The 23,418-nt window shown below is 72.0% G+C and carries 21 protein-coding genes, 1 pseudogene and 1 riboswitch; of the genes and pseudogenes, 8 read left to right on the top strand and 14 right to left on the bottom strand.

The window, feature by feature from the left end:
• The 5 genes and pseudogenes from thiG to V3T34_RS26960 form a co-directional block, all read right to left on the bottom strand.
• A pseudogene (gene thiG, locus V3T34_RS26940) lies at positions 1–126 on the bottom strand (thiazole synthase); the annotation flags it as partial.
• Between the two features lies 1 nt (position 127).
• The gene (locus tag V3T34_RS26945) at positions 128–508 is read right to left on the bottom strand and encodes a GIY-YIG nuclease family protein (protein WP_331369325.1); all 381 of its coding nucleotides are present in this window, start codon (positions 506–508) and stop codon (positions 128–130) included.
• 251 nt (positions 509–759) lie between these two features.
• Positions 760–972 carry a sulfur carrier protein ThiS gene (gene thiS, locus V3T34_RS26950; RefSeq protein ID WP_060848735.1) on the bottom strand — a complete coding sequence of 71 codons (213 nt, stop codon included), beginning with the start codon at positions 970–972 and terminating at the stop codon, positions 760–762.
• Entirely contained in the window at positions 969–2,174 is a 1,206-nt protein-coding gene (thiO, locus tag V3T34_RS26955; protein WP_407942781.1) for a glycine oxidase ThiO, read from the bottom strand. The genes thiS and thiO overlap by 4 nt, the downstream gene beginning before the upstream one ends.
• A 64-nt stretch (positions 2,175–2,238) precedes the next feature.
• A riboswitch (TPP riboswitch) is annotated at positions 2,239–2,372 on the bottom strand.
• Positions 2,373–2,455: 83 nt separating this feature from the next.
• Positions 2,456–3,703: an adenylate/guanylate cyclase domain-containing protein gene (locus V3T34_RS26960; RefSeq protein ID WP_305077279.1), complete on the bottom strand. Its 1,248-nt coding sequence runs from the start codon at positions 3,701–3,703 to the stop codon at positions 2,456–2,458.
• Between the two features lie 263 nt (positions 3,704–3,966).
• Between V3T34_RS26960 and V3T34_RS26965 the strand changes: the two genes are divergently transcribed.
• The gene (locus V3T34_RS26965) at positions 3,967–4,218 is read left to right on the top strand and encodes a DUF2798 domain-containing protein (protein WP_091884486.1); all 252 of its coding nucleotides are present in this window, start codon (positions 3,967–3,969) and stop codon (positions 4,216–4,218) included.
• Between the two features lie 61 nt (positions 4,219–4,279).
• On the opposite strand, the gene rpoD is transcribed toward V3T34_RS26965, so the two are convergent.
• The 4 genes from rpoD to V3T34_RS26985 form a co-directional block, all read right to left on the bottom strand.
• Positions 4,280–6,277, bottom strand: coding sequence for an RNA polymerase sigma factor RpoD (gene rpoD, locus V3T34_RS26970; protein WP_091884488.1), 1,998 nt, complete (start codon positions 6,275–6,277; stop codon positions 4,280–4,282).
• Between the two features lie 180 nt (positions 6,278–6,457).
• The gene (gene dnaG, locus V3T34_RS26975; protein ID WP_305077280.1) at positions 6,458–8,374 is read right to left on the bottom strand and encodes a DNA primase; all 1,917 of its coding nucleotides are present in this window, start codon (positions 8,372–8,374) and stop codon (positions 6,458–6,460) included.
• A gap of 89 nt (positions 8,375–8,463) precedes the next feature.
• The gene (locus V3T34_RS26980) at positions 8,464–10,557 is read right to left on the bottom strand and encodes a methyl-accepting chemotaxis protein (protein ID WP_305077281.1); all 2,094 of its coding nucleotides are present in this window, start codon (positions 10,555–10,557) and stop codon (positions 8,464–8,466) included.
• A 253-nt stretch (positions 10,558–10,810) separates the two neighbouring features.
• A complete protein-coding gene (locus tag V3T34_RS26985; protein ID WP_060848729.1) occupies positions 10,811–11,263 on the bottom strand; it encodes a GatB/YqeY domain-containing protein in 453 nt (150 codons plus the stop codon).
• Between the two features lie 184 nt (positions 11,264–11,447).
• Here V3T34_RS26985 and carA point away from each other — a divergent pair, with 184 nt between their 5' ends.
• From carA to V3T34_RS27000, 3 genes are all read left to right on the top strand, one after another.
• Positions 11,448–12,662 (top strand): glutamine-hydrolyzing carbamoyl-phosphate synthase small subunit, encoded by a 1,215-nt coding sequence (gene carA / locus V3T34_RS26990; RefSeq protein ID WP_060848728.1) that lies wholly within the window; start codon positions 11,448–11,450, stop codon positions 12,660–12,662.
• A gap of 141 nt (positions 12,663–12,803) precedes the next feature.
• Positions 12,804–13,175, top strand: a complete 372-nt coding sequence (locus V3T34_RS26995; protein WP_060848727.1) for a hypothetical protein — start codon at positions 12,804–12,806, stop codon at positions 13,173–13,175.
• Positions 13,176–13,208: 33 nt separating this feature from the next.
• Positions 13,209–13,901 (top strand): class I SAM-dependent methyltransferase, encoded by a 693-nt coding sequence (locus tag V3T34_RS27000; protein ID WP_305077282.1) that lies wholly within the window; start codon positions 13,209–13,211, stop codon positions 13,899–13,901.
• A gap of 21 nt (positions 13,902–13,922) precedes the next feature.
• On the opposite strand, the gene V3T34_RS27005 is transcribed toward V3T34_RS27000, so the two are convergent.
• On the bottom strand, positions 13,923–14,405 hold the full coding sequence (locus tag V3T34_RS27005) for a GNAT family N-acetyltransferase (RefSeq protein ID WP_305077283.1): 483 nt from the start codon (positions 14,403–14,405) through the stop codon (positions 13,923–13,925).
• A 136-nt stretch (positions 14,406–14,541) separates the two neighbouring features.
• Between V3T34_RS27005 and V3T34_RS27010 the strand changes: the two genes are divergently transcribed.
• On the top strand, positions 14,542–15,849 hold the full coding sequence (locus V3T34_RS27010; RefSeq protein ID WP_305077284.1) for a flavin monoamine oxidase family protein: 1,308 nt from the start codon (positions 14,542–14,544) through the stop codon (positions 15,847–15,849).
• A 25-nt stretch (positions 15,850–15,874) separates the two neighbouring features.
• Here the strand turns inward: V3T34_RS27010 and V3T34_RS27015 are convergent, their stop codons facing one another.
• The 4 genes from V3T34_RS27015 to V3T34_RS27030 all read right to left on the bottom strand — a co-directional run bounded on the left by V3T34_RS27015 (position 15,875) and on the right by V3T34_RS27030 (position 18,754).
• Positions 15,875–16,240, bottom strand: coding sequence for a hypothetical protein (locus tag V3T34_RS27015; protein ID WP_060848723.1), 366 nt, complete (start codon positions 16,238–16,240; stop codon positions 15,875–15,877).
• Positions 16,241–16,321: 81 nt separating this feature from the next.
• Positions 16,322–16,603, bottom strand: coding sequence for a hypothetical protein (locus V3T34_RS27020; RefSeq protein ID WP_305077285.1), 282 nt, complete (start codon positions 16,601–16,603; stop codon positions 16,322–16,324).
• 73 nt (positions 16,604–16,676) lie between these two features.
• Positions 16,677–17,795, bottom strand: coding sequence for a S1C family serine protease (locus V3T34_RS27025; RefSeq protein WP_060848722.1), 1,119 nt, complete (start codon positions 17,793–17,795; stop codon positions 16,677–16,679).
• 8 nt (positions 17,796–17,803) lie between these two features.
• The gene (locus tag V3T34_RS27030; RefSeq protein WP_305077286.1) at positions 17,804–18,754 is read right to left on the bottom strand and encodes a DUF817 domain-containing protein; all 951 of its coding nucleotides are present in this window, start codon (positions 18,752–18,754) and stop codon (positions 17,804–17,806) included.
• A gap of 94 nt (positions 18,755–18,848) precedes the next feature.
• Between V3T34_RS27030 and V3T34_RS27035 the strand changes: the two genes are divergently transcribed.
• From V3T34_RS27035 to V3T34_RS27045, 3 genes are all read left to right on the top strand, one after another.
• Positions 18,849–19,199, top strand: coding sequence for a hypothetical protein (locus tag V3T34_RS27035; RefSeq protein ID WP_305077287.1), 351 nt, complete (start codon positions 18,849–18,851; stop codon positions 19,197–19,199).
• A gap of 96 nt (positions 19,200–19,295) precedes the next feature.
• Positions 19,296–21,458, top strand: coding sequence for a methylmalonyl-CoA mutase (gene scpA, locus V3T34_RS27040; RefSeq protein ID WP_305077288.1), 2,163 nt, complete (start codon positions 19,296–19,298; stop codon positions 21,456–21,458).
• A gap of 79 nt (positions 21,459–21,537) precedes the next feature.
• On the top strand, positions 21,538–23,415 hold the full coding sequence (locus V3T34_RS27045; RefSeq protein ID WP_305077289.1) for a M23 family metallopeptidase: 1,878 nt from the start codon (positions 21,538–21,540) through the stop codon (positions 23,413–23,415).
• Positions 23,416–23,418 lie beyond the last annotated feature (3 nt).

Consider the following 23,418-nt stretch of genomic DNA (forward strand, 5'->3'; position numbering starts at 1 on the left):
CTCGCAGCCGGCGGTGTTGGGCAGGAAGCGCGCGCCCTTCAGCCGCGCCACCGTGTCCGAGCCGTGGCCGTGGAGCGAGATGCGGCGGATCGAGACCGTCACCACCTCGGCCCCGCTCGCCCGCACCTCAGGATGAGGTTGGTGGATGGGAATCACCAACAACGTCGAGCGTTTCCGGCAAGTCCTTCTGATCGATCGTTCCTGCATCGAGCTTGTTCTGGACGCAGTTTCGTCTGGCCAAACGCTTGAGGCGATCCCAATCACTCCGGATCAGCGCTTCCTTCTTTGCCCGACCCCAACCTTTGATGCGCCGCTCCATAGCGATCGCATCCGTGATGCGCTCGAACATTTCGGCATAGACGAGTGTCACGGGTCGGCGCTCGCGGGTGTAGCCAGGATAGGTGCCGGTCTGGTGCTCGCTGAGGCGCTTGTCGAGGGTCTCCCCGCGTGCCGAGCCGACGTAATAGCTGCCGTTGGCGCATCGAAGAATGTAGACGAAGGCATTCATGACGATATGTCTCCGCCTTCTGATTCATAGCAACGGACACCTGATCTCCAACCCCTAACCTCATCCTGAGGTGCGGGCGATCGGAGATCACTGAGCCTCGAAGGAGGGCTCCAGAAGCCGCTGCGATCCCTGTAGCCCTCCTTCGAGGTCAGTCCATCTCTGATGGACTGACACCTCAGGATGATGTCGAGGGTGGGGAAGGAAAAAGCGTCCGCGATGCTGCGCGACCCCATCGAACGATCTCACAACCACTACCCGCCCTGCATGGCGCGCACGATCTCGACGCGGTCGCCCTCGCCGAGCGGCGTCTCGGCCCAGGCGCGCTGGCGCACCACGGCGCCGTTGAGGGCGATGGCGAAACCCTGCGGGCCGGAGAGGTCGAGGTCGGCGGTCTCCTCGCGCCACAGGGCGTCGAGGGTGGCGGCCGCGCTGTCGCGGGGCTCGCCGTTGACGAGGATCTTCATGGGGTCTCGCGGGACGACGGGGTGAAGCGGGCAAGGCCGAAGGGCGCGGCGACCGGCAGCGTCTCGCCGCGCAGGATCAGGGCGGCGACCGCCTCGGCGGTGACGGGGGCGAGCAGGTAGCCGTTGCGGTGGTGGCCGGCGGCGAGCACGAGGCCCGGCCGCGCCTCGCCGAGGATCGGGGCGTCGTCGTCGGAGGTCGGTCGAAAGCCGCTCCAGACGCCGGCCACCCGCATCTCCTCGACGCCCGGAAGCGCCCGGCGGGCGCCCTCCAGCAGCGCGTAGAGCCCGCCGGCGGTGAGGTGGGGGTCGAAGCCGGTCTCCTCCACGGTGGCGCCGACGATCAGCGTGCCGTCGGCCTTCGGGGCCATGTGGACCTGCTCGGTCCAGACGACGTGGGAGAGGTGACCGCTGCGCGGCGTCATCTGCAGCGCCATCGACTGGCCCTTGAGCGGGCGCACCGGCAGGGCGAGATCGGGGATCAGCCCCCCCTCCCCGGCCCAGGCGCCGGAGGCCAGCACCGTGGTACCGGCCCGTAGCGCGCCGGCCGAGGTCTCGATGCCGGTGATCCGCCCGCCCTCGCGGGTGAGCGCCGTGACGGTCGTCTCCTCGACGAGCCGCCCGCCGGCCGCCCGCAGCGCTCGGCGCAGGGCCGCCATCACCCGGGCGGGATCGACCTGGTGGTCGTCGGGGCAGAAGAGGCCGGCGGTGACGGTGGGGCGCAGGCCCGGCTCGCGGGCGCGCACCGCCGGGCCCGACAGCCACTCGGCGGCGAGGCCGTCGCGCCGCTGCAGCTCGTGGCGGAAGCGCAGGCGCTCGACCTCGTCGCGGCCGAGCGCGATCACGAGCGTGCCCTCGCGGCGGTAATCGATGGCGAGGCCGGATTCGGCCTCCAGCTCGTCGCGAAACGGGTGCCAGAGGCGCTGGCTCTCGACGCAGAGCGGCGACAGGCCCTCGCCGCCGGGCTCGTGCTCGGCGGCGGCCGCCAGCATGCCGGTGGCGGCAAGGCTCGCCCCGTCCCCGGCCGTGCCGCGCTCGACCACCGCGACGGCGAGGCCGGCGCGCACCAGCCGCCAGGCGACCGAGAGGCCGATCAGCCCGGCGCCGATCACCGCGACGTCGGCGCGCTCCGGCAGGCGGTCGGTTCCTTCGGAGGTGGCCGGCCCGCTCCGCCGTCCGATCGTCTGCGCCCTGGTCGCGTGCACCCTCGTCTCCACGGTGGCCCGAAGAGAGTTGGACAGCGCCCGGTGGCCGGATGATGCGCGGGGCCTGAGACGGCCTGTCCAATCCCTACGCCGGTATGAGCCGGATCAGGTTCGAAGGATTTCCGCGCCGACCGAGGCCGAAGGGCCTGCAGTCCAGCGGTGTCTCAGCCCCTTGCCGGGGATCTCCCTGGAACGGCCGGAATTTGGCGAGCGGGAGCCGGTTCGTCAACCGCCTGCGACCGCCCGCCGTGCCCGACGGCGCGAAATCGGTAGCCCTCGAATCAGCAACCCTTGCCGGGCCGGTAGATCGCCATCTCCTCGGCGATGCCGTCGAGGGGGTGGGTGCCGAGCAACTCGGGATCGCCCCACAGGAAGTCGACGAAGGGCTTCGACATCAGGAGCGGCTCGGACAGGATCTTGTTGAGCTTGGCGAGCCGGCTCGCCAGATTCACGTCGCGGCCGATCACGGTGAAATCGAGCCGGGCGCCGGAGCCGACATTGCCGTAGGCCGCCTCGCCGTGATGGAGCGCGATGCCGATCTCGATGCGGGTGGGAAAGCGCGCGGCGCGGTTGGCCTCCTCGACGCGCCGCAACGCGGCCTGCGCGGCCGAGAGCGCGCCCTGCGCCGCGCCGCCGAGGTCGTCGCCGCTCTCGCGGAAGATCGCGAGCAGCCCGTCGCCCATGTATTTCAAGACCTCGCCGCCCTCGCTCTCGATCGGCGGCACTAGGCAGTCGAAATAGGTGTTGAGCAATTCCACCGAGGCCTCGGGCGTGAGCGCGTCGGTGAGGTGGGTGTAGCCGCGCATGTCGGCGAACAGGATCGCCGAGCGGATCCGCTCGACCTGGCCGCGGCGGATGAAGCCGGCGAGGATCGCCTGGTGCGGCCCGTCGCCGACATAGACCCGCAGCACGTGGTCGAGCCGGGCGTTGAGGCCGCGCATCTCCATCACGGCCGACAGGGTCGGCACGATGAAGCGCAGGATGGCGAGGTCGTCGTCGCGAAAGCCGCTGGGGTCGCGCGTCGCGAAGGTGACGCCGTTCTTGGTGCCGTTGGTGAAGAACAGCGGCACGGTGATGTAGTGGGTGTAGCCCGCCGCCTTCAGCTCCGGGACGATGCTGAACCGGTCGTCCGGCGTCTGGCGCAGATCGAGGATCAGCCACTGCCCGGTGGCGTAGACATGCGCGAACGGGCTGCGCGAGAGCGCCTTCTCGGTCGCCTCGCCGTGGGGAAAGAGGCGGAAGCTGACGCCGTCCTCCCGAGTCCAGAACCGGCCGACGCCGGAATAGTCGGAGTGCAGGGCGTCGATGGCGGTGGTCGCCCGGTCGACCGGCACGCCGAGGTTGTTCAGCCGCTCGGCCATGCCGGCCAGGAGATCGCCGGATTCCGGCAGCCGCGCGCCCTCGCTGAGCAGCCAGTCGCGCAAGGCCACGCATTCGCGAAACAGGCCGATCGGAATGTCGCTCGCCTCCGACCCGTCCGCCGCGGCCGTGGGCGTCGGAACGGAGTTGAGGCGAGGCTGGTCGTGCATGGCTCTGACATGGGCTTCGCCGTACGGAACGGCAAGGCTTGCGAGGAGGCGATCGAATGGGCCGGCCGACCGTTCCGGCACGGTCGGGCCGGACGGAACCTTGGCGGTGGGAACCGAATCTGGTAGCGATCGGGACGCCCCCGGGACACCATCCCGCCCGGCCGTAAGCGTCTCACGTCAAGCAACGCGCTCCCTGGGTGGTTCCACCGGGCGGGCCGCGTCGCCTCGCTCCGGGCGGATCCATCCGCTTCGAAAGACGCGTCATGCCCTCCCTCATCGTTCCGCGCCGCCTTCCGGCCCGTACCGCGCCGCTGGTGACCGCCTTCCTGCTCTCGATCCTGATGACCTGCGTCGTCTCGGGCATCGCCACCCTGCTCAGCCTCGGGCCCACGCCCGACGCGCTGTGGCACTGGCCCCGCGCCTGGGGCCTCTCCTGGCTCGTCGCCTTCCCGACCCTGCTGCTCGTCCTGCCGCTGGTGCGCCGCGCCGTGGCGCGGATCGTGGCGCCGCTGTAACGGAGAAGGCCCGGGAGGCGGCTGCCTCCCGGGCCTTCTCGGTCCGTGCGGATGTCGGGGCTCAGTTGTCGAGGAAGCTGCGCAGCTTGCGCGACCGGCTCGGGTGCTTGAGCTTGCGCAGGGCCTTGGCCTCGATCTGGCGGATACGCTCGCGGGTCACCGAGAACTGCTGGCCGACCTCCTCGAGGGTGTGGTCGGTGTTCATGCCGATGCCGAAGCGCATGCGCAGCACGCGCTCCTCGCGGGGGGTGAGCGAGGCGAGCACCCGGGTGGTGGTCTCGCGCAAGTTCGACTGGATCGCCGCGTCGATCGGCAGGACGACGTTCTTGTCCTCGATGAAGTCGCCGAGGTGGGAATCCTCCTCGTCGCCGATCGGGGTCTCGAGCGAGATCGGCTCCTTGGCGATCTTAAGGACCTTGCGGACCTTCTCCAGCGGCATCGCCAGCTTCTCGGCCAGCTCCTCCGGGGTCGGCTCGCGGCCGATCTCGTGCAGCATCTGGCGCGACGTCCGGACGATCTTGTTGATCGTCTCGATCATGTGCACCGGGATGCGAATCGTGCGGGCCTGGTCGGCGATCGAGCGGGTGATCGCCTGCCGGATCCACCAGGTCGCGTAGGTCGAGAACTTGTAGCCGCGGCGGTACTCGAACTTGTCGACCGCCTTCATCAGGCCGATGTTGCCCTCCTGGATCAGGTCCAGGAACTGCAGGCCGCGGTTGGTGTACTTCTTGGCGATCGAGATCACCAGTCGCAGGTTCGCCTCGATCATCTCCTTCTTGGCCTGGCGGGCTTCGCGCTCGCCCTTCTGGACCATGTGGACGATCTTCCGGTATTCCTGGATCTCCAGGCCGGTCTCAGAGGCGAGCGAGATGATCTGCTCGCGCAGCGTCAGGATGTTGACCGCGCCGCGCTCGGTGAAGTTCTTCCAGCCCTTGCCGCCGAGCTTGGCCACCCGCTCGACCCAGTGCGGATCGAGCTCGTAGCCCTGGTAGTGGCGCAGGAACTCGTCGCGGGCGACGCCGTGGTTCTCGGCGAGCCGCATCAGGCGGCCCTCGTGCGAGATCAGCCGCTTGTTGATGTCGTAGAGCTGCTCGACCAGCGCCTCGATGCGATTGGCGTTGAGCGACAGCGACTTCACGTCGGCGACGACGGTGTTCTTCAGCTCGGAGTAGCGCTGGCCTTGCGATTCCGAGGCCGCCGCGCCCTTGAGCCGGGTCTCGGCCTGCTCGGCCTGCACCTTGCGCAGCTTGCGGTAGTTATCGGCGATCGCGTCGAAGGTCTCGAGCACGCGCGGCTTCAGCTCGGCCTCCATGGCCGAGAGCGACACGTTGTTCTCGAGGTCGTCCTCGTCGCCCTCGCCGTCCGGCGGGGTCTCGCCCTCGGCGTCGCCCTCCTCCTCGGACTCGGCCTCGCCCTCGGCGGGACCGCCGCGGCCGTCGGGGCCGGCATAGGTCGCCTCGAGGTCGATGATGTCGCGCAGAAGCACCCGGCCGTCGACGAGCTCGTCGCGCCAGATGATGATGGCCTGGAAGGTCAGCGGGCTCTCGCACAGGCCGGCGATCATCGCCTCGCGCCCGGCCTCGATCCGCTTGGCGATCGCGATCTCGCCCTCGCGGGAGAGAAGCTCGACCGAGCCCATCTCGCGCAGGTACATCCGCACCGGATCGTCGGTGCGGTCGGTCGGCTCCTTGGTGGTCTCGGCGCGAAGCGCGACCGGGCGGGCGGCGGCGACCTCGGCGACTTCGCCGCCCTCGCTCGCCTCCTCCTCCTCGGCACCCTCCTGGGCCGGGGCCTCGCCCTGCTGCTCGTCGGCCTCCTCGGCCTCGACCACGTTCACGCCGAGCTCGGACAGCTGACCGAGGACGTCCTCGATCTGCTCAGAGGTGAACTCCTCCTGGGGCAGCACCTCGTTCAGCTCGTCGTAGGTGACGTAGCCGCGCTTCTTGGCGAGCTTGATCATCCGCTTGACGGAGGCATCCGTCAGGTCGAGGAGCGGGCCGTCGGTCTGCTGCTCGGGGGCCGCTTCGGTCTCGTCTCGTTCCGTTGCCTTCGTCGCCATGCTCAGCCTATGCTTCCCGGTGTCGGCAGTGCCCGGGCGGGGGAGGCTCCCGCCGTGCCGGCACCGTGATGTCGCGTCGGACGGCGCGGGTGCCGTCCCAGGATCTCACGCAGAATTGCAAGCCATTCTATCGGCTTGCCGTAAACCAGTCGGGGCGCAAGCCGCAAGTCGTGCGTGGCGTCACGGCGTTTCCGTCACCCCGTTTGCCTCCGAACCGACCTCGGCCGCCTCGACCGCCGAGAGCTGGTTCCTCAAGTCGAAAAGCCAGGCTTGGTTGGCTTCGGTCTCCGCCTCCGCGAACGCACGCTCGGCTGCCCGAAGTTCGCTATGTAGCGTTCCCGCCTTGCGGTGCAAGATCACGGCCTGCTGGAACGCGTCCTCCAGCCGCACCGGATCGGCGTGCGGATCCAGCAACCAGCGGTCGCCGGGACGCACCAAGCCGGCGATTCGGCCCGCAGCCGCCGTGAGCCCGGCCCGTTCGAGCCGCGCGTCGAGGAGGGCGGCGTCGCTCGCCCCCCCCTCCGCCGCGAAGTCGAGGAGCACGCTGCGCAGCGCCCGCGCATCCGCGCCCTCGAACTCGACCTCGGCCAGCTCCTCGGCCTCGCGCGCCAGGAGTTCGGGATGGACCAGGAGGGCCGCGACGATCAGGGCCTCGCGCGAGGACGAGCCGCCGGAGAACAGCGATGAGCGGGCGAGCAGCGGGCTCGCCCGGGCGGTGAGCCGCGGCGAGACCGGCGCCGGCGGCGCTCCGCGGGCCCGCGGCACGAACGGCGCGCGCTCGCGGCCGTAGGGGCGGTCCCCGCCGCCGCCCGGCTGGCGATTGGAGTTGTTGGGGCTCAAGGAGCGCAGGCGCGCCTCGATCTCGTCGCGGTAGTAGCGCTTCAGGGTCTCGTCGCGGATGCCGCCGACGATCTCGCGCAGGCGCTGGGCGAGGCCGGCCCGGCGCTCCGGCGTGTCGACCGGGCTCATCTCGGTCTCGCGCGACCACAGCACGTCGACGAGGGGCTTGGCCCCGTCGAGCACCCGGTCGATGGCGCCCGGGCCGCCCGAGCGCAGGAGGTCGTCCGGGTCCTGGCCCTCGGGCATCAGGGCGAAGCGCAGGGATTTCCCGGGCGCCAGCGCCGGCAGGGCGACGTCGAGGGCGCGGTAGGCGGCGCGCCGACCCGCCCCGTCGCCGTCGAAGCACAGGATCGGCTCGTCGGCCATGCGCCAGAGCAGGGCGAGCTGGTCCTCGGTGAGCGCGGTGCCGAGGGAGGCCACCACCTCCGGATGGCCGGCGAGCGTCATCGCGATGGCGTCGACGTAGCCCTCGACCGCGATCACCCGGCCGGTGTCGTGGGCGCTCTTGCGGGCGGCATGGTGGTTGTAGAGCATCCGCCCCTTGTGGAAGAGCGGCGTCTCGGAGGAGTTCAGGTATTTCGGCTTGGCGTCCGGGCTCATGCCGCGGCCGCCAAAGGCGACGACCCGGCCGCGCACGTCGCGGATCGGGAAGATCACCCGGTCGCGAAAACGGTCGAACGGGACCTTGATGTCGTCGCCGGTGGTGAGAAGGTTCAGCTCCACCATCAGCTCGGCCGGCACGTCCCGGGCGGCGAGGTGGTCGCGCAGCGCGTAGCGCTCGGGCGGCGCGTAGCCGAGGCGGAAGGTGCGGCGGATCTCGCCGTCGAGCCCGCGCCCGGCGAGGTAGTCGCGGGCCCGCGCGCCGGCCCGGCCCGCGAGCTGCTCCTCGAAGAAGGCGCAGGCGAGCTCCATCACCTCGAGGGCGCCGCGCCGCCGGGTTTCGCTCTCGCGGGTGGCCTCGCTCGGCGCCGGCAAGGCCACCCCGGCCTCGGAGGCCAGGCGCTCCACCGCCTCGGGGAACGAGACGCCCTCCGTCTCCATCAGGAAGGTGAAGATGTCGCCGTGCTTGCCGGAGGAGAAGCAGTGATAGAACTGCTTCTGGTCGTTCACGTAGAACGAGGGCGACTTCTCGGCGTTGAACGGCGACAGGCCGCGCCATTCCCGCCCCGCCTTCTTGAGGCGCACGCGCCGGCCGACGACATCGGAGGCCGGCAGGCGCGAGCGGATCTCTTCGAGCAGGTGAGGCGGATAGCGCACGATGGATTCCGGTTGAGGGACCTGCCTTGTAGCGCGTCTTGGTCAGCGGAGTCCTAACGGGGGGGCGGACCGGCCGCCCGACGCGGCCGTCAGGCCGCCCGGACCGTGGCGAGGAAGCGGGCGACCTCGGCCGAGAGCTGCTCGGATTGCCGCGACAGCTCGGAGGAGGCCGCGAGTACCTGGGACGCCGCGGCGCCGGTCTCCTCGGCCGCGCTCGCCACCGCGGTGATCGTGTCCGTGACGGCGTGGGTGCCGGTGGCGGCCTCCGCCACGTTGCGGACGATCTCGCGGGTCGCCGCCCCCTGCTGGTCGACCGCCGTGGCGATCCCGACCGACACCCGGTCGATCTCGGCGATCCGGCCGGTGATCGCGTCGATCGCCGTCACCGCGTCGCCGGTCTTGCCCTGGATGCGGCCGATCTGGCCGGTAATCTCCTCGGTGGCCTTCGCGGTCTGGCCGGCGAGTTCCTTCACCTCCGCCGCCACCACGGCGAAACCGCGGCCGGCCGCGCCTGCGCGTGCCGCCTCGATGGTGGCGTTGAGCGCCAGCAGGTTGGTCTGGGCGGCGATCGAGGAGATCAGCCCGACCACGTCGCCGATCCGCGACACCGCCTCGCTCAGCTCGCGCATGTGCCCGGCGGTGCCCGCGGCCTCGTCGACGGCAGTGCGGGCGAGCGCGGCCGAGCCCGAGACCTGACGGCTGATCTCGCCGACCGAGGCGCCCAGCTCCTCGGCGGCGGCCGCCACCGTGCCGACATTCTCGGCGGTCTGGCCGGCGGCGGTCGCGACGGCGGTGGAGCGTCCGGCGGTCCGGGTGGCGCCCTCGGTCATCACCGCGGCGGTGGCCTGGAGCTCGGTGGCGGAGGCGGCGACCTGGCCGACGATGCCGCCGACGGCGTGCTCGAAGGCATCGGCCATCTGGCGCATGCCGGCCCGGCGCTGCTCCTCTGCCGAGGCGCGGGCGAGCGCCGTCTCCTCCTCCAGGGCCCGGGTCCGGATCAAGTTGTCGCGGAACACCTGCACGGTGGCGGCCATCGCGCCGATCTCGTCGCGGCGTCCCAGCGCCGGCACCGTCACGGCGGCGTCGCCGTCCGCCAGGGACTGCATCGCCTGCGTCATGCGGCGGATCGGCTTGACGATGCCGAACTGCGCCACCGCGCAGCTCAGGGCCACGAGCAGGAGCGCCGCTCCGAACAGGGCCGCGTTGACGAACAGCCGGCGTTGCGCCGCCTCGGCCGAGGCATCGGCCGCCTCGACCCCGAGGGCAAGGGCCTCGTTCGCCACCGCGACGATGGTGTTGAGCTTCGGGGTGACGAATTTCTGCCACTCGGGCAGGGACATGGCGGGCTCGGCGCCCGGCGTGAAGGCGCGCAGGTTGCGCTGGAGCGCCGCCGTCACCTCGGGCGTGAAGTAGACCGCCTGCGCCGTCGCGACGGCGGCGGCGATACGCGGCGGCATCTCGCCGGTCGCGGTCTCGACGAGCCTCCACGTCGCCTCGTAGCGGCCGCGCAGGACCTGTGCGGCATCGCCCTGCTCGGCCGTCATCGGCTTCTGGCTCGACAGGACGGTGTTGACCATCACGGCGAGCGATCCGGCGGTGGCCCGGGTCGACCAGGCGTTGTTCTTGGCAGTGGTCAGCCCCCGGGTCGCGGGGTCGAGGTGGGCCATCTGGCGCTCCAGCGCGGCGGAGACCCGCTCGAGCCGGGCCAGCACCGCATCGCCGGTCTGCAGCACCCGCGGGGCCAGGGCCTTGTCGCGGGCGCCCGCGTCGAGGCCGTAGGCCTCGTCGGCCATGCGCCGCACGGCGAGCTGGTCGTTGTAGCCGGATTCGAGGTCCTTGAGCGCCCCGGCGAGGCCCGGCACGGCGAGGTCGGCCGGCGCGGCGAGGAGCGTCCCGATCGCGGCGTCGACCCGGCCGCGATGGCCGTCGATGACCTTGCGCATCGCCCCGACCTGCTCTCCCGACAGGCCCAGGGTGGCGGCGGTGTCGCCGCGCTCCGAGCGGAACGCCTGCATCGCCTCGAGGATGCGCTGGTCGAGCTTCGCCGCGGCGGCGACGGTATGGGCGTTGCGGTAGCCGCTCCAGGCCTGGAGCACCCCGTCGAGCGTCATCGCGCCGACGATCGCACCGAGGGCCAGGGCGATCCCGAGCACCTGGGCCCGGATGGACAACAACGAACGCACCGCGACCTCCTGAATGCCGGAAGCCGCCGGGCTTCACGTCGACAAGACCGAAGATGACGCGAACTTCCCTAATAAAGCTCTAAATATCGCAGGGTCATACTCCAATGTTATATCTTGAATTGTGAGAACCTTGAGAAGCGTCGGGACGCGACCGAACGGTGCGTTGCCGCCGGGATGTCGCGCAACGGTTGCCCGGTGGCGGACATGCTGGCCCGTCCGGGAAGGGCCCCCTTCGCCGGGGGCCCGGACCGTGTCAGGACAGCATCCCCTTCACCAGGCCGCTCGCCTTGGCGAAGTCCATCCGGCCGGCATAGGCGGCTTTCAGGGCGGCGATGACCTTGCCCATGTCCTTCTGCGAGGCGGCGCCGGTCTCGGCGATGGCGGCCTGGATCGCCGCGCGGGTCTCGTCCTCGTCCATCTGCTGGGGCAGGAACTGGGCGATGATCGCGGCCTCGGCGCGCTCGCCCTCGGCGAGCTCGGGGCGGCCGCCCTGGTCGTAGACCGTCGCCGATTCGTTGCGCTGCTTGATCATCTTCTGGAGCAGGGAGAAGATCTCCTCGTCGGCCAGCGGCTCCTTGCCGAGGCCGCGGGCCTCGATGTCCTTGTCCTTCAAGGCGGCCTGGATCAGCCGGACGGTGGCGAGCTTCGCCTTGTCGCCGCCCTTCATGGCGTCCTTCATCTCGGCGGTGAGGCGCTGGCGCAGCATGCCGGTCTCCTGATGTTCTCGTGGGGGGCGAGGCACTTGCACGATTCCTGCAAGGCTCTTGAAAGTCGAGGCGCTTGAGGGGATACCGGAGCATCCCCAGATTGACCGGGCCGCCGCCGGCCTCGTAAACAGCCGGCCGCGCCCGTCGGCCGGACCCGGCCGCGACATAAGCGAGATCAACATCATGCTGCAAGACGACGCGGCCGCCCCCGCGCAACCCGAAGGCTGGGCCGAGCCCGTCGCGACCGCCCTCCTGGTGCTCGCCGACGGCACGATCCTGGAGGGTTTCGGCATCGGCGCCACCGGCGAGGCTGCCGGCGAGGTCTGCTTCAACACCGCGATGACCGGCTACCAGGAGATCCTGACCGATCCGTCCTATGCCGGGCAGATCGTCACCTTCACCTTCCCCCACATCGGCAACGTCGGCACCAACGACGAGGACCTCGAGAGCCTCGACGCGGCGCCGGCCTCCGGCGTGCGCGGCGCGGTGATCGCATCCGCCGTCACCAACCCGTCGAACTGGCGGTCGTCCAGCCACCTCGACGGCTGGCTGAAGGCCCGCGGCATCGTCGGCATCACCGGGGTCGACACCCGGGCGCTGACCGCGCTGATCCGCGACCGCGGCATGCCGAACGCCATCCTGGCCAACGCCCCGGACGGCCGCTTCGACCGCGAGGCCTTGACCGCCAAGGCCGCCGCGCTCCCGCCGATGGAGGGCCTCGACCTCGTGCCGCCGGTGACGAGCAAGGCCTCGACGGCCTGGGGCGAGACCTCCTGGCAGCACCCGGCCGGCTACGGCAACCGGGCGGCGGGCGAGGGCCTGAAGGTCGTGGCGATCGATTACGGCGTGAAGCGCAACATCCTGCGCCTGCTGGCCAAGGCCGGCTGCGACGTCACCGTGGTGCCGGCCACCGCCACCGCCGACGAGGTGCTGGCGCTCAAGCCCGACGGCGTCTTCCTGTCGAACGGCCCGGGCGACCCGGCGGCGACCGGCGAGTACGCCGTGCCGGTGATCCGCGCCCTCCTTGACCGGAAGGTGCCGACCTTCGGCATCTGCCTCGGGCACCAGCTGATGGGCCTCGCGCTCGGCGGCCGCACCGTGAAGATGAGCCAGGGTCATCACGGCGCGAACCACCCGGTGAAGGACCACACCACCGGCAAGGTCGAGATCGTCTCGATGAACCACGGCTTCGCGGTCGATCCGTCGAGCCTGCCTTCGAACGCCGTCGAGACCCACGTCTCGCTGTTCGACGGCTCGAATTGCGGCCTGTCCCTCACCGACCGTCCGGCCTTCTCGGTGCAGCACCACCCGGAGGCCTCGCCGGGCCCGCAGGACAGCCACTACCTGTTCGACCGGTTCGTCAGCCTCATGCGCGATACGAAGGGCAGTAACGCGTAACTTCGAAAAAGGTTGCGGCCGGCTTCGGCCGCAGCCACAAAAAACCCGAACTCGCGGCCGATTCTCCCGGCCGTCCACGGGGCCTTCGAGCGACGACGATCCAACGATCGTCGCGGGGCCGCGAATTCGGGGGCCTGCCCAGTGATCGACCACGCCGCGACCGACAGCTTCTCGCGCCTGCACCGCACCTTCACCACCCATCTCGGCATCGCCGTGGGCCTGGCCTGGGTGACGACCCTCGCGGCCGCAATCCAGGCGCCGTGGGTGCGCAACATCCGGGCGCTGATGGACCCGATGGCGACCCGCGTCGAGAGCACTTGGTCGTTCCTGTTCGCGATGCCGGTGGTGCTGACGCTGGCCTGGCTCGGCGCGGTCTACGGCCGCGAGACCCTGCGCGAGCTGCGCGCGCTCCCCAACGACGCCGCCGAGTTCGCGCTCGCCGCCGTCGTTGCCTTCGCGGTGTTCTACCTCTCGATCGACCGGGCGATCTCGGTCCTGCTCATCGGCGGCTAAAACCCGCGTCGCGCCGGGAACGGGAGGATCGGCGTGGTCTCCTCCTGGCGCGAGTTCTGGGACCGCGACACCCCGATCTACGTCAGCGCCCGCCACAAGGCCCGGCACTATGCCGGGCTCGCGGACGAGATCGCCGCCCTGGTGCCGCATCCGGAGGCCGTCGTCCTCGACCACGGTTGCGGCGAGGCTCTCTTCGCCGATCCGATCGCCGAGGCCTGCGGCCGGCTCCTTCTCTGCGACGCTTCCCCGCGCCGGCGCGACGCCCTGGCCCGACGCTTCGCCGGCTCACCCCGGATCGCCGTGCTGGCGCCCGAGGACGTCGCCGCCCTGCCCGCGGCGAGCCTCGACCTCGTGGTGGCGAACTCCCTGGCGCAGTACCTCACCGACGCGGAACTCGCCGCCTGCCTGCGCGACTGGCGCCGCGCGCTCAAGCCCGGCGGCCGCCTCGTCCTCGCCGACGTGATCCCGCCGCAGCTCGGCGCCGCCGCCGACGCGACCGCCCTCCTCGCCTTCGCGCGGCGCGAGGGGTTTCTCCTCGCCGCGCTTCTGGGCCTCGCCCGCACCCTCCTGTCGGATTATCGCAGCCTGCGTCGCCGGCTCGGGCTCACGCGCTACGACGAGGCCGCGATGCTGGCCCGGCTGCACGAGGCCGGCTTCACCGCCGAACGGATGCCGCGGAATCTCGGGCACAACCAGGGGCGGATGGCATTCACGGCGCGGGCGTGAGGGATCGAGGCCAGACCGCGCTCACAGCGCCTGGAACATCACCAACGCATCCACATCCCCGTGGATCGGGTGCCGGAACGCCAGAGGCAGGCGCCCGACCGTCTCGAAGCCGAGTGAGTGCCACAGCCGCACCGCCCGCTCGTTGGTGCTGACGACGAAGTTGAACTGCATGCCGCGGTAGCCGCGGGCGCGGGCATGCGCGAGGGAATGCTCGGCCATCCGGCGGGCGATCCCGCGCCCCGTCGCGCCCGTCCGCGTCATGTACCCGCAATTGCAGACGTGGCGTCCGCCGCCGGCCTGGTTGGCCCGCATGTAGTAGGTGCCGACGACCTCGCCCGCCTCCTCGGCGACGAAGGTCTCCTTGTCCGGCCCCATCCAGTAGGCGAGGGCCTCCCCCTCGCCCATCTCCGGGTCGAGCGTGTAGGTCTCGCCGGCGCGGATCACCGGCGCAAGGATCGACCAGATGGCGGGGGCGTCGTCGGGGCGGGCGGGACGGATCGGCATGGCGCCGCTCATAGCGGCCCGGGGCCGGGCGCGGAAGCGCTGCGGCCCGGCCGGGCGGTATTTCGCCGCGAGAGGCTTGCCGGCGCTTCGGCCGCGCCGAGGTAAACTCTTACAGGAACGAACTCGGAGAACCGGGATGACGCTGTCGCGTCGCTCCCTCCTGGCCGGCGCGGCCGTGCTGGCCGCCTCCGCCAGGGCCCGCGCCGCCGCGGAGGTGGAGGTCGTGGTGATCGGCGCCGGTGCCGCCGGCCTCGCCGCGGCGGCGGCGATCCGCCGGAGCGGCCACGGCGTGGTGGTGCTGGAGGCGCGCGAGCGCATCGGCGGGCGCGCCTTCACCGAGACCGCCCTCGGCGCGGGGCGGAGCTTCGATGCCGGCGCGCAATACGTCCACTGGGCCGAGCGCAACCCCTGGCGGGAGATCGTCCGGGCGTCGGGCGTGCGCACGAGCGACGAGACCACCGGGTCCTGGCCGGTGCTGGTCAAGGACGGCGTGCGCGCGAGCGAGGACGAGCGGCGGCGTCGCCGGGCCGGCTTCGGGCGGGTCAGCGGCCTCCTCGACCATCCGGCCGGGCCGGACCGCGCGGTGGCGCAGGCCGTGGCGGGCGAGGACGAGGCGGTGCGGGCCGCCGCGACCGGGCTCACCCGCCTCACCCTCGGCGAGGAGCCGGACCGCGTGTCGTCCGCGGATTACGACCAGCTCTGGTCCGGCGACGACATCTGGGTCGACGGGTACGGCGCCCTCGTCGCCCGCCACTATGCCGAGCTGCCGGTGCGCGTCGGCATGCCGGCGACGGGGATCGACTGGCGCGGCCCGGGCGTGGCGGTCGAGACGCCGGGCGGCACCCTGCGGGCGGCCTGCGCGATCGTCACCGTGCCGGTCGGCGTGCTGGCGGCGGGCAGCTTGCGCTTCACCCCGGACCTGCCGGCGTCGACCGCCGCGGCCGTGGCGGGGCTGGGGATGGGCGCCTACACCAAGATCGGCCTCGCCCTCGACCCGGCCAAGGCGAAGGATCTTCGCGACGCCGTGATCCTGACGAGCGGCACGCCAGGCTTCACCGCCTACCTGGAGATGCGGCCCTTCGACAGGCCGCTGGCGGTGCTGCATTGCGGCGGCGACGGCGCCCGCGCCCTGTGCGAGGCCGGCGAGCCGGCCGCGCTAGCAGCGGCGACAGACCATCTGGCGAGCGTGTTCGGGGCCGAGATCCGGGGCGCCGTGTCGGGCGGGCGGCTCGCCGCGTGGTGGACCGATCCGTTCAGCCGGGGCAGCTACTCCGTCGCGCGGCCGGGGCGGCTTGCCGCCCGCGAGGCCCTGCAGGTCCCCCTCGCCGAGCGGGTGTTCTTCGCCGGCGAGGCCGCGGCCGGCGGGGGCGCCATGACGGTGGGCGGCGCGACACTCGACGGGGAGCGGGCGGCCCGCGCGGTGCTGGCGCGGCTCGGGTCCTGACAGGTCGGGCTCGGGTCTGGACGGGTCAGTGCAGCGTCTGGCGCGGCCCCCCGGCCGGCCGGCGCTCCCAGGCCTGGACCAGGCTGCCGGAGACGCCGCCGTCGCACAAAAGCGTGCTGAGGTCGCAGAAGGCGCGCTCGCTCACCGCGAAGTCGGTCGCGGTCTCGAAGTCGTCGGGCTCGTCCTCGGTCGAGGCGGTGAACCGGTCGTAGGCGGCGGACATCTCCGCGAAGGCGAAGGCCACCGGCATGGTGCGAAACACCGTGACGCCCTCGGTCTCGACGTCGCCCGTATCGAGGTCGCGCATGCGCACGACGTAGCCGTCGGCGTGCTCGGCGATCTCGTAGCGCCAATGGCGGCCTTCGCAGGCCGCAAGGATTGTCGCGCCCATCACCCGCGCCCTCCGTCTCGGTCGAGGAGCGAATGCGGGGCGGCCCGGAGGGTTCCGGCGCGCCCGGGTCGCAGGGGCCGCCTACCGTGTGCGCGCCCCGAACTCGTAGGCCGCGCGGCCGCCGACGCGCAGCGAGGTGCCGTTGCCGAGATCGATGAAGCCCGGCGCGCTGCCGGCGCGCACGGCCTCGAGCGCCTCGCGGCATTCGGGCCGGTCGGGCAGGCGCACGCCGGGCGGCGCGTCCTGCGGGCACAGGCGCGCCGGGCGGGCGCCGCGCTCGCCGGCCAGGGCGGGCTGCGCGAGGACGCCCGGGGCGATGGCGAGGGCAGCCAGCACGAAGGCGACGGGGAGACGTGCGGTCACGGGATCGAGGCTCGGCGACGGGTCGGCGCCAGGATAGCGCCCCGCCCCGCGCGAGGCGAGCGGGGACGGCCGCTCAGCGCCGGCCCCGCCCCATGTCGGCCGGGGTGACCGTGACGGTGATCGCGCGCCCGTCGCGCTCGACCTGGAGCGCGACGCCGCGGCCGACACCGCTCGCTTCGAGGGCCGCGGTCAGGTCGGCAAGGCGCCGCACCGGGCGGCCGTTCACCCCCATGATGATGTCGCCGAGCTCCCCGCTCGACGAATCGACGCCCTGGAGGCCGGCCTGGGCGGCGGGCGAGCCCGGCAGCACCCGCACCACCACGATGCCGTCGATGCCGAGACGCGCCGCCGCGTCCTCGCTCGCCGCCACGATGCCGATGCCCGGGCTCGGGGTGCGGCCGGTGCGGATCAGGTTCGGCACCACGCGGTTGACCACGTCGACGGGAATCGCGAAGCCGATGCCGGCGCTGGCGCCCGAGGGAGAGAAGATCGCCGTGTTGACGCCGATCAGCCGCCCGGCGGAATCGAGCAGCGGCCCGCCGGAATTGCCCGGGTTGATCGCCGCGTCGGTCTGGATCACGCCCGAGAGCTCGCGACCCTCCGCGGTCGGCAGCCGGCGCTGCAGGGCGCTGACCACGCCGGTCGTCAGGGTGTGGTCGAGGCCGAACGGGTTGCCGATCGCGTAGGTGAACTGCCCGACCTTGAGGTCGGCGGAGGTTCCGATGGCGATCGGCGGCGGCGCGGCGGTCACCCGGCCGAGCTTGAGCACCGCGAGGTCGTAGTTCGGATCGGTGCCGGCGAGCGTCGCGGGCACGACCTCGCCGGTCGACAGCCGCACCTGGATCTCGCCGCCGCCCTGGATGACGTGGTTGTTGGTCACGACGTGACCGGCCGCGTCCCAGACGAAGCCCGACCCGGTCTGCTCGCCCCCGCCCTGCCGGCGCTCGCCGGTCTCGGGATCGAAGGAGATCATGCCCTGGCGCGGCTTGGCGAAGACGTAGACCACCGAGGGGGCGGCACGCTCGAACAGCGCCACGGTCGAGGCCTCGGCGGGGGCGAGGTCGCCCCGCGCCGTCACCGCCCGCGGCGCCTCGGCCGAGAACATGAGGCTCGTCACGTAGGGCTGCGCCACGAAGAGGGCGAGCAGCACCAGGGCCGCCGCGACGGCGATCCTCAGGAAGCGATCGGGCACCGGTTGTCTCACTCCGTGATGGACCTCGCCGGGGCGGGGCCTGCCCTAGGGCAAGTGGGCCGGGCCGGCACGGCGTCAATCGCCCTGCCGGCCGCGACGTGCCTGGGCCGGCTGACGACGGCCACCAGGGTGTAGGAAATGATCATCAGGAGGAACCACGAGCCGAATTTCTGCGGCGACACCGCGGCCCAGCTGGCGGCCTGGTGCGGGTAGATCCAGCCCCGCGTCGCCGTGCCGATGTTCTCGGCAAACCAGATGAACAGCGTCACGAGAAGGAGGCCCAGCAACAGCGGCATCCGCCGGTGGACCCGCCACACCTTGAAGTGGATCACCGCCGGGCCGAACAGGAGGGCGGCCGCCGCGAACAGGACGGAGCGCAGGTCGGCGACGACGTGCTGGGTGAAGAAGTTGGCGTAGATCGCCAGCGACAGGATCGCGAGCGTCCAGAGCGGCGGGTGGCGGGTGAAGCGGAAGTCGAACAGGCGCCAGACCCGGGCGAGGTAGGAGCCGACGCTGCCATACAGGAAGCCCGTGAAGAGCGGCACGCCGCCCAGGCGCAGGAGGCTCGGCTCGGGATAGATCCACGAGCCCATCCTGGTCTTGAACAGCTCCATGGCGGTGCCGACGACGTGGAAGACCAGGATGACCTTGGCCTCCTCCCAGGTCTCAAGCCGGAAGGCCAGCATCGCGACCTGGATGGCGACCGCCGCGAGCGTCAGAAAATCGTAGCGGGCGAGCGGCGCGCCGGCCGGGTAGAGCAAGTGGGTGAGGATCAGGAGCCCGCACAGCGCCCCGCCGAACAGGCAGGCCCAGCCCTGCTTCACGCCGAAGCGCAGGAATTCGTAGACGCCCGCCGCCACCGGGCCGCGCGCCCGCGCCCATTCTCCCAGGCGCGCATCCCGGGCGGACAGGCGCGCGAGCGGCGCCCAGAGCCGCGCTGTCCGGTGCCCTCGCGTCACCGTCGAGTGGCGCCGGGACCGGAGGACCCGGCAAGGTTGCAGGCATGGGGCGGGGTCTCTAGGCTCGAGGCCTTCCCCATACGAAAGGTCCGGAATGCTCCGCAAGCCGTCGCTGTCCCATTGCCTCCTCGCCCTCCTCGCCCTCGCCGCGCCGCTCTCGCCGATCGTCCCCGCGAGCGCGACCGAAGCCTCTCCCCGCCAGAACCGGGCGGAGGCCTGCACCCGCGCCCGCAGCGACGGCGAGCGCCAGGCGCTCGGCTGCTGGCGGTTGCGGCACGAGGCGGGGCGCGGCCAGCGCATCCATGGCGGCGCGGCGGTCGCGGACTTCTACGCCACCGTCCCTGCGGAGCGGGAAGCCGCCGACGCGAAAGCCGACCAGCGGCGCCGGGACTGGGCCCGGGCACGGGCCCGCGAGCGGATCGCCGGAGGCTCGGAGACGCCCTGAGGCGCGCCACCCCTCGACCTTCCGCCCATTGGCCGCGGGCGGACCCGCGCCTATAAGTTCCGATCAAGGAACGCCAGCAACGAGAGCCGCAGGCCGATGACCCGCATCCCGGATTTCTCGGAAATCGCCTTCGCGCCGGCCGCGGCCGCGAGCGCCGCCGCGTCGGTCGCCGAGCCGTGGATGACGCCCGAGGGCATCCCGGTGAAGGCGGCGTACGGGCCGCAGGACCGGGAGGGCCTCGATCTCGCGGGCTCCTATCCGGGCATCGCGCCGTTCCTGCGCGGGCCCTATCCGACGATGTATGCGACCCAGCCGTGGACGATCCGGCAATATGCCGGCTTCTCCACGGCCGAGGATTCGAACGCCTTCTACCGCCGCAACCTGGCGGCCGGGCAGAAGGGCCTGTCGGTCGCCTTCGACCTCGCGACCCACCGCGGCTACGATTCCGATCATCCGCGGGTCTCGGGCGATGTCGGCATGGCGGGCGTCGCGATCGATTCGATCTACGACATGCGGACGCTCTTCTCGGGGATCCCCCTCGACGAGATGACCGTGTCGATGACGATGAACGGCGCGGTGCTGCCGGTGCTGGCGCTCTACATCGTCGCCGCCGAGGAGCAGGGCGTAGCCCCGGAAAAGCTCGCCGGCACGATCCAGAACGACATCCTCAAGGAGTTCATGGTCCGCAACACCTACATCTACCCGCCGGCCGGGTCGATGCGGATCATCTCTGACATCTTCGCCTACACCTCGGCCCACATGCCGAAGTTCAACTCGATCTCGATCTCCGGCTACCACATGCAGGAGGCCGGAGCGACGCAGGACCTCGAACTCGCCTATACGCTCGCCGACGGCGTCGAGTACATCCGCGCCGGGATGGCGGCGGGGCTCGACATCGACAAGTTCGCTCCCCGCCTGTCGTTCTTCTGGGCGATCGGGATGAACTTCTTCATGGAGGTGGCCAAGATGCGGGCGGCGCGCCTGCTCTGGGCCTCCCTCGTCAAGGACTTCTCGCCGAAATCCGACAAGTCGCTGGCGCTCCGCACCCACTCGCAGACGAGCGGATGGTCGCTGACGGCGCAGGACGTGTTCAACAACGTCACCCGGACCTGCGTGGAGGCGATGGCGGCGACGCAAGGGGGAACGCAGTCGCTCCACACCAACGCGCTCGACGAGGCGCTGGCGTTGCCGACCGACTTCTCGGCCCGCATCGCCCGTAACACCCAGCTCTTCCTGCAGCAGGAGAGCGGCACCACCCGGATCATCGATCCGTGGGGCGGCTCCTACTACGTCGAGCGGCTGACCCAGGACCTCGTCGCCCGGGCCTCGGCCCATATCCGCGAGGTCGAAGCGTTAGGGGGCATGGCGAAGGCCATCGAGGCCGGCATCCCGAAGCTGCGCATCGAGGAGGCGGCGGCCCGCACCCAGGCCCGGATCGATTCGGGCCAGCAGGTCATCGTCGGCGTCAACCGCTTCAAGCCCGACGGCGACCGGGCGATCGACCTCCTGCGGGTCGACAACGGCAACGTCCGCACGCTCCAGATCGACAAGCTGAAGCGCCTGCGCGGCGAGCGCGACGCGCAGGCGGTCGAGGCGCGGCTCGCCGCGCTCACCGAGGCGGCCAAGGGCTCCGGCAACCTGCTCGCGCTCGCCGTCGAGGCGGCGCGGGCCAAGGCCACGGTCGGCGAGATCTCGGAGGCCCTGGAGCGGGCCTGGGGCCGGCACCGGGCCGAGATCCGGGCGATCTCGGGCGTCTACAAGCGGGAGATGGGCGGCATGTCGGCGGCGGTCGAGCGGGTGCGCGGGCTGGTCGAGGCCTTCGAGGAGTCGGACGGGCGCCGTCCCCGCATCCTCGTCGCCAAGATGGGCCAGGACGGGCACGATCGCGGCCAGAAGGTCATCGCGTCGGCCTTCGCCGATCTCGGCTTCGACGTCGATATCGGGCCGCTCTTCGCCACCCCCGAGGAGGCGGCGCGCCAGGCGGTGGAGAACGACGTCCACATCGTCGGCGTCTCGTCGCTCGCCGCCGGCCACCTGACGCTGGTGCCGGAACTCAAGCGCGCCCTCGACGAGGCGGGGCGCCCCGACGTGATGATCGTGGTCGGCGGCGTGATCCCGCCGGGCGACTTCGCGGCGCTCCGCCAGGCCGGCGCCTCGGCGATCTTCCCGCCCGGCACCGTGATCGCGGAAGCGGCGGCGGAGCTCATCGCCGAGCTGAACGGGCGGCTGGGCTACGCGCCCCGGGCGGCGGCCGAGTAGGGTCGCGGGCCGGGTCTCAAAACGGTCACGGTTTCGGCGCCAAGGGCGGGTCCCACCGCCAAGGCCCGATTCGTCCTCCGTGTTCGCCGACGCCCCTTCCCTCTCCGGTCCCGCCTCGCCCCCCCGCCAGGCGCTGAACCTGCGCTGGCTCGCCGGCAGCCTGCTCACCGCCGTCGCCGGTGCCGGCCTCATCGGCCTCGCGCTCTCGCTCGCCTCCGTGGACGGCATCGTGCCGGTGCCGCCGGAGCGTGCGGTGCCGTCCCACGGCGACGGCGGCGCGGGCGACGCGGCCCGCAAGGGCGACCGGCTGGTGCGCGACGAGATGATCGTGGCGGCCAAGACCGCCTTCAAGGCGCCGATGAGCGAGCGCGCCGGCGAGCGCGAGGTGATCCGCGTCCACTCCTACGTGCAGATCGCCACCGAGCTCCCCTTGCGCGCGCCCGACGTGCCGGTGCCGCCCTTCGATCCCCTGCGCGGCGCCCGGATCGAGGCGCCGCCGGCCCAGGAGGGCGATTCCGACCCGGCCGAGACCGCCGTGACCCTGGTGCGCAGCCCGCTCGCCGAGGCGCCGCTGGAGGCGGATGCCCCGGCCCTGTCGGACGCCGAGGTCGACGCGATGGTGGCCGAGACCCAGACCCTCGCCAACGGCGCGCTGCCGCCGGCCTTCCCGGCCGAGGGCCTGCTCTCCCGCGCCCTGCGGCCGGCGGCCGTCCCGGACGAGGCCGGGCCGGAGGCGCGGTTCCGCAATATCGAGGTGCGGATCCTGCCCGAGAACCTGACCGAGATCGCCGAGACGGCGACCGCGGGCGAGGAGGCCGGCCGTCGCCTGTTCGAGGAGCGCGACCTGGTGCTGGGCAAGGACCAGAGCCTCGCCGACCTCCTCAAGCGCAACGGCGCCGGCCCGGCCCGGCTCGCCGCCCTGACGGCGGCCCTGAGCGAGCGGGCGCGGACCGATTTGTCCGAGGGCCAGCACGTCCGCCTCCTGATCGCGCCGGAGGGCGACCACGAGGCGAAGGCCGGGGGCGGCGAGAGCCGCGGCATCGCCCGGGTCACCCTCTACGGCGAGGACGGCATCCAGGAGATCGTGGCGGCCAACGACCGCGGCGGCTTCGTCTCGGTGGCCCCGCCCCGGCCGGGCGCCGCGCAGGACAACGACGAGGAATCCGGCGTCACCCTGTACGAGAGCCTCTATGGCACCGCGCTCAAGAACGGCGTGCCGCGCCCGATCATCGAGGAGATGGTGATGGCGCTCGCCACCTCCACCGACCTCCAGCAGCGCACCGGCGCGGGCGACCGGGCCGAGCTGTTCTTCACCGAGGACGAGGATGCCCGGCCCGAGCTGCTCTACGTGGGCCTGCGCGTCCACGACGAGATCTACGGCCTGTACCGCTACCGGGTGCCGGGCACGTCCGAGGTCGACTACCTCGACCCGAACGGCCGCTCGAGCCAGAAATTCCTGATGCGCCGGCCGGTCGCCGAGGGGCGGATCTCCTCGCCCTTCGGCCTGCGCCTGCACCCGATCCTCGGTTATTCGCGGCCCCATAACGGCGTCGACTGGGCGGCGACCCGCGGCACCCCGATCATGGCGACCGGCGACGGCACCATCGTGTCGGCCGGGGCCCGGTCGGGCTACGGCAACCGGGTCGAGATCCAGCACGCCAACGGCTACACCACCGCCTACAACCACATGGCCCGGATCGCCCGCGGCATCGCCCCCGGCGCCCGGGTGCGCCTCGGCCAGGTGATCGGCGCGGTCGGCACCACCGGCCTCTCGACCGGCCCGCACGTCCATTACGAGGTCGCGATCAACGGCCGTTTCGTCGACCCGATGAAGATCCGCCTGCCGAGCGCCCGCGAGCTGACCGGCCCGAGCCTCGCCGCCTTCCGCCAGGCCGAGGAGCAGATCGACGCCCTGCGCCAGAAGCACGGCGGCAAGACGGTGGCGGAGCGGACGTAAGGC

Origin of the sequence: Methylobacterium ajmalii (assembly GCF_036448855.1) — a bacterium.
Taxonomy (GTDB): domain Bacteria; phylum Pseudomonadota; class Alphaproteobacteria; order Rhizobiales; family Beijerinckiaceae; genus Methylobacterium; species Methylobacterium ajmalii.

What these genes read in the sequence shown, in the direction of transcription:
- V3T34_RS26945 (WP_331369325.1), bottom strand. Translation starts at nt 508, where the DNA reads ATGAATGCCTTCGTCTACATTCTTCGATGCGCCAACGGCAGCTATTAC.
- thiS (WP_060848735.1), bottom strand. Translation starts at nt 972, where the DNA reads ATGAAGATCCTCGTCAACGGCGAGCCCCGCGACAGCGCGGCCGCCACC.
- V3T34_RS26960 (WP_305077279.1), bottom strand. Translation starts at nt 3,703, where the DNA reads ATGCACGACCAGCCTCGCCTCAACTCCGTTCCGACGCCCACGGCCGCG.
- V3T34_RS26965 (WP_091884486.1), top strand. Translation starts at nt 3,967, where the DNA reads ATGCCCTCCCTCATCGTTCCGCGCCGCCTTCCGGCCCGTACCGCGCCG.
- rpoD (WP_091884488.1), bottom strand. Translation starts at nt 6,277, where the DNA reads ATGGCGACGAAGGCAACGGAACGAGACGAGACCGAAGCGGCCCCCGAG.
- V3T34_RS26985 (WP_060848729.1), bottom strand. Translation starts at nt 11,263, where the DNA reads ATGCTGCGCCAGCGCCTCACCGCCGAGATGAAGGACGCCATGAAGGGC.
- carA (WP_060848728.1), top strand. Translation starts at nt 11,448, where the DNA reads ATGCTGCAAGACGACGCGGCCGCCCCCGCGCAACCCGAAGGCTGGGCC.
- V3T34_RS27005 (WP_305077283.1), bottom strand. Translation starts at nt 14,405, where the DNA reads ATGCCGATCCGTCCCGCCCGCCCCGACGACGCCCCCGCCATCTGGTCG.
- V3T34_RS27010 (WP_305077284.1), top strand. Translation starts at nt 14,542, where the DNA reads ATGACGCTGTCGCGTCGCTCCCTCCTGGCCGGCGCGGCCGTGCTGGCC.
- V3T34_RS27015 (WP_060848723.1), bottom strand. Translation starts at nt 16,240, where the DNA reads ATGGGCGCGACAATCCTTGCGGCCTGCGAAGGCCGCCATTGGCGCTAC.
- V3T34_RS27035 (WP_305077287.1), top strand. Translation starts at nt 18,849, where the DNA reads ATGCTCCGCAAGCCGTCGCTGTCCCATTGCCTCCTCGCCCTCCTCGCC.
- scpA (WP_305077288.1), top strand. Translation starts at nt 19,296, where the DNA reads ATGACCCGCATCCCGGATTTCTCGGAAATCGCCTTCGCGCCGGCCGCG.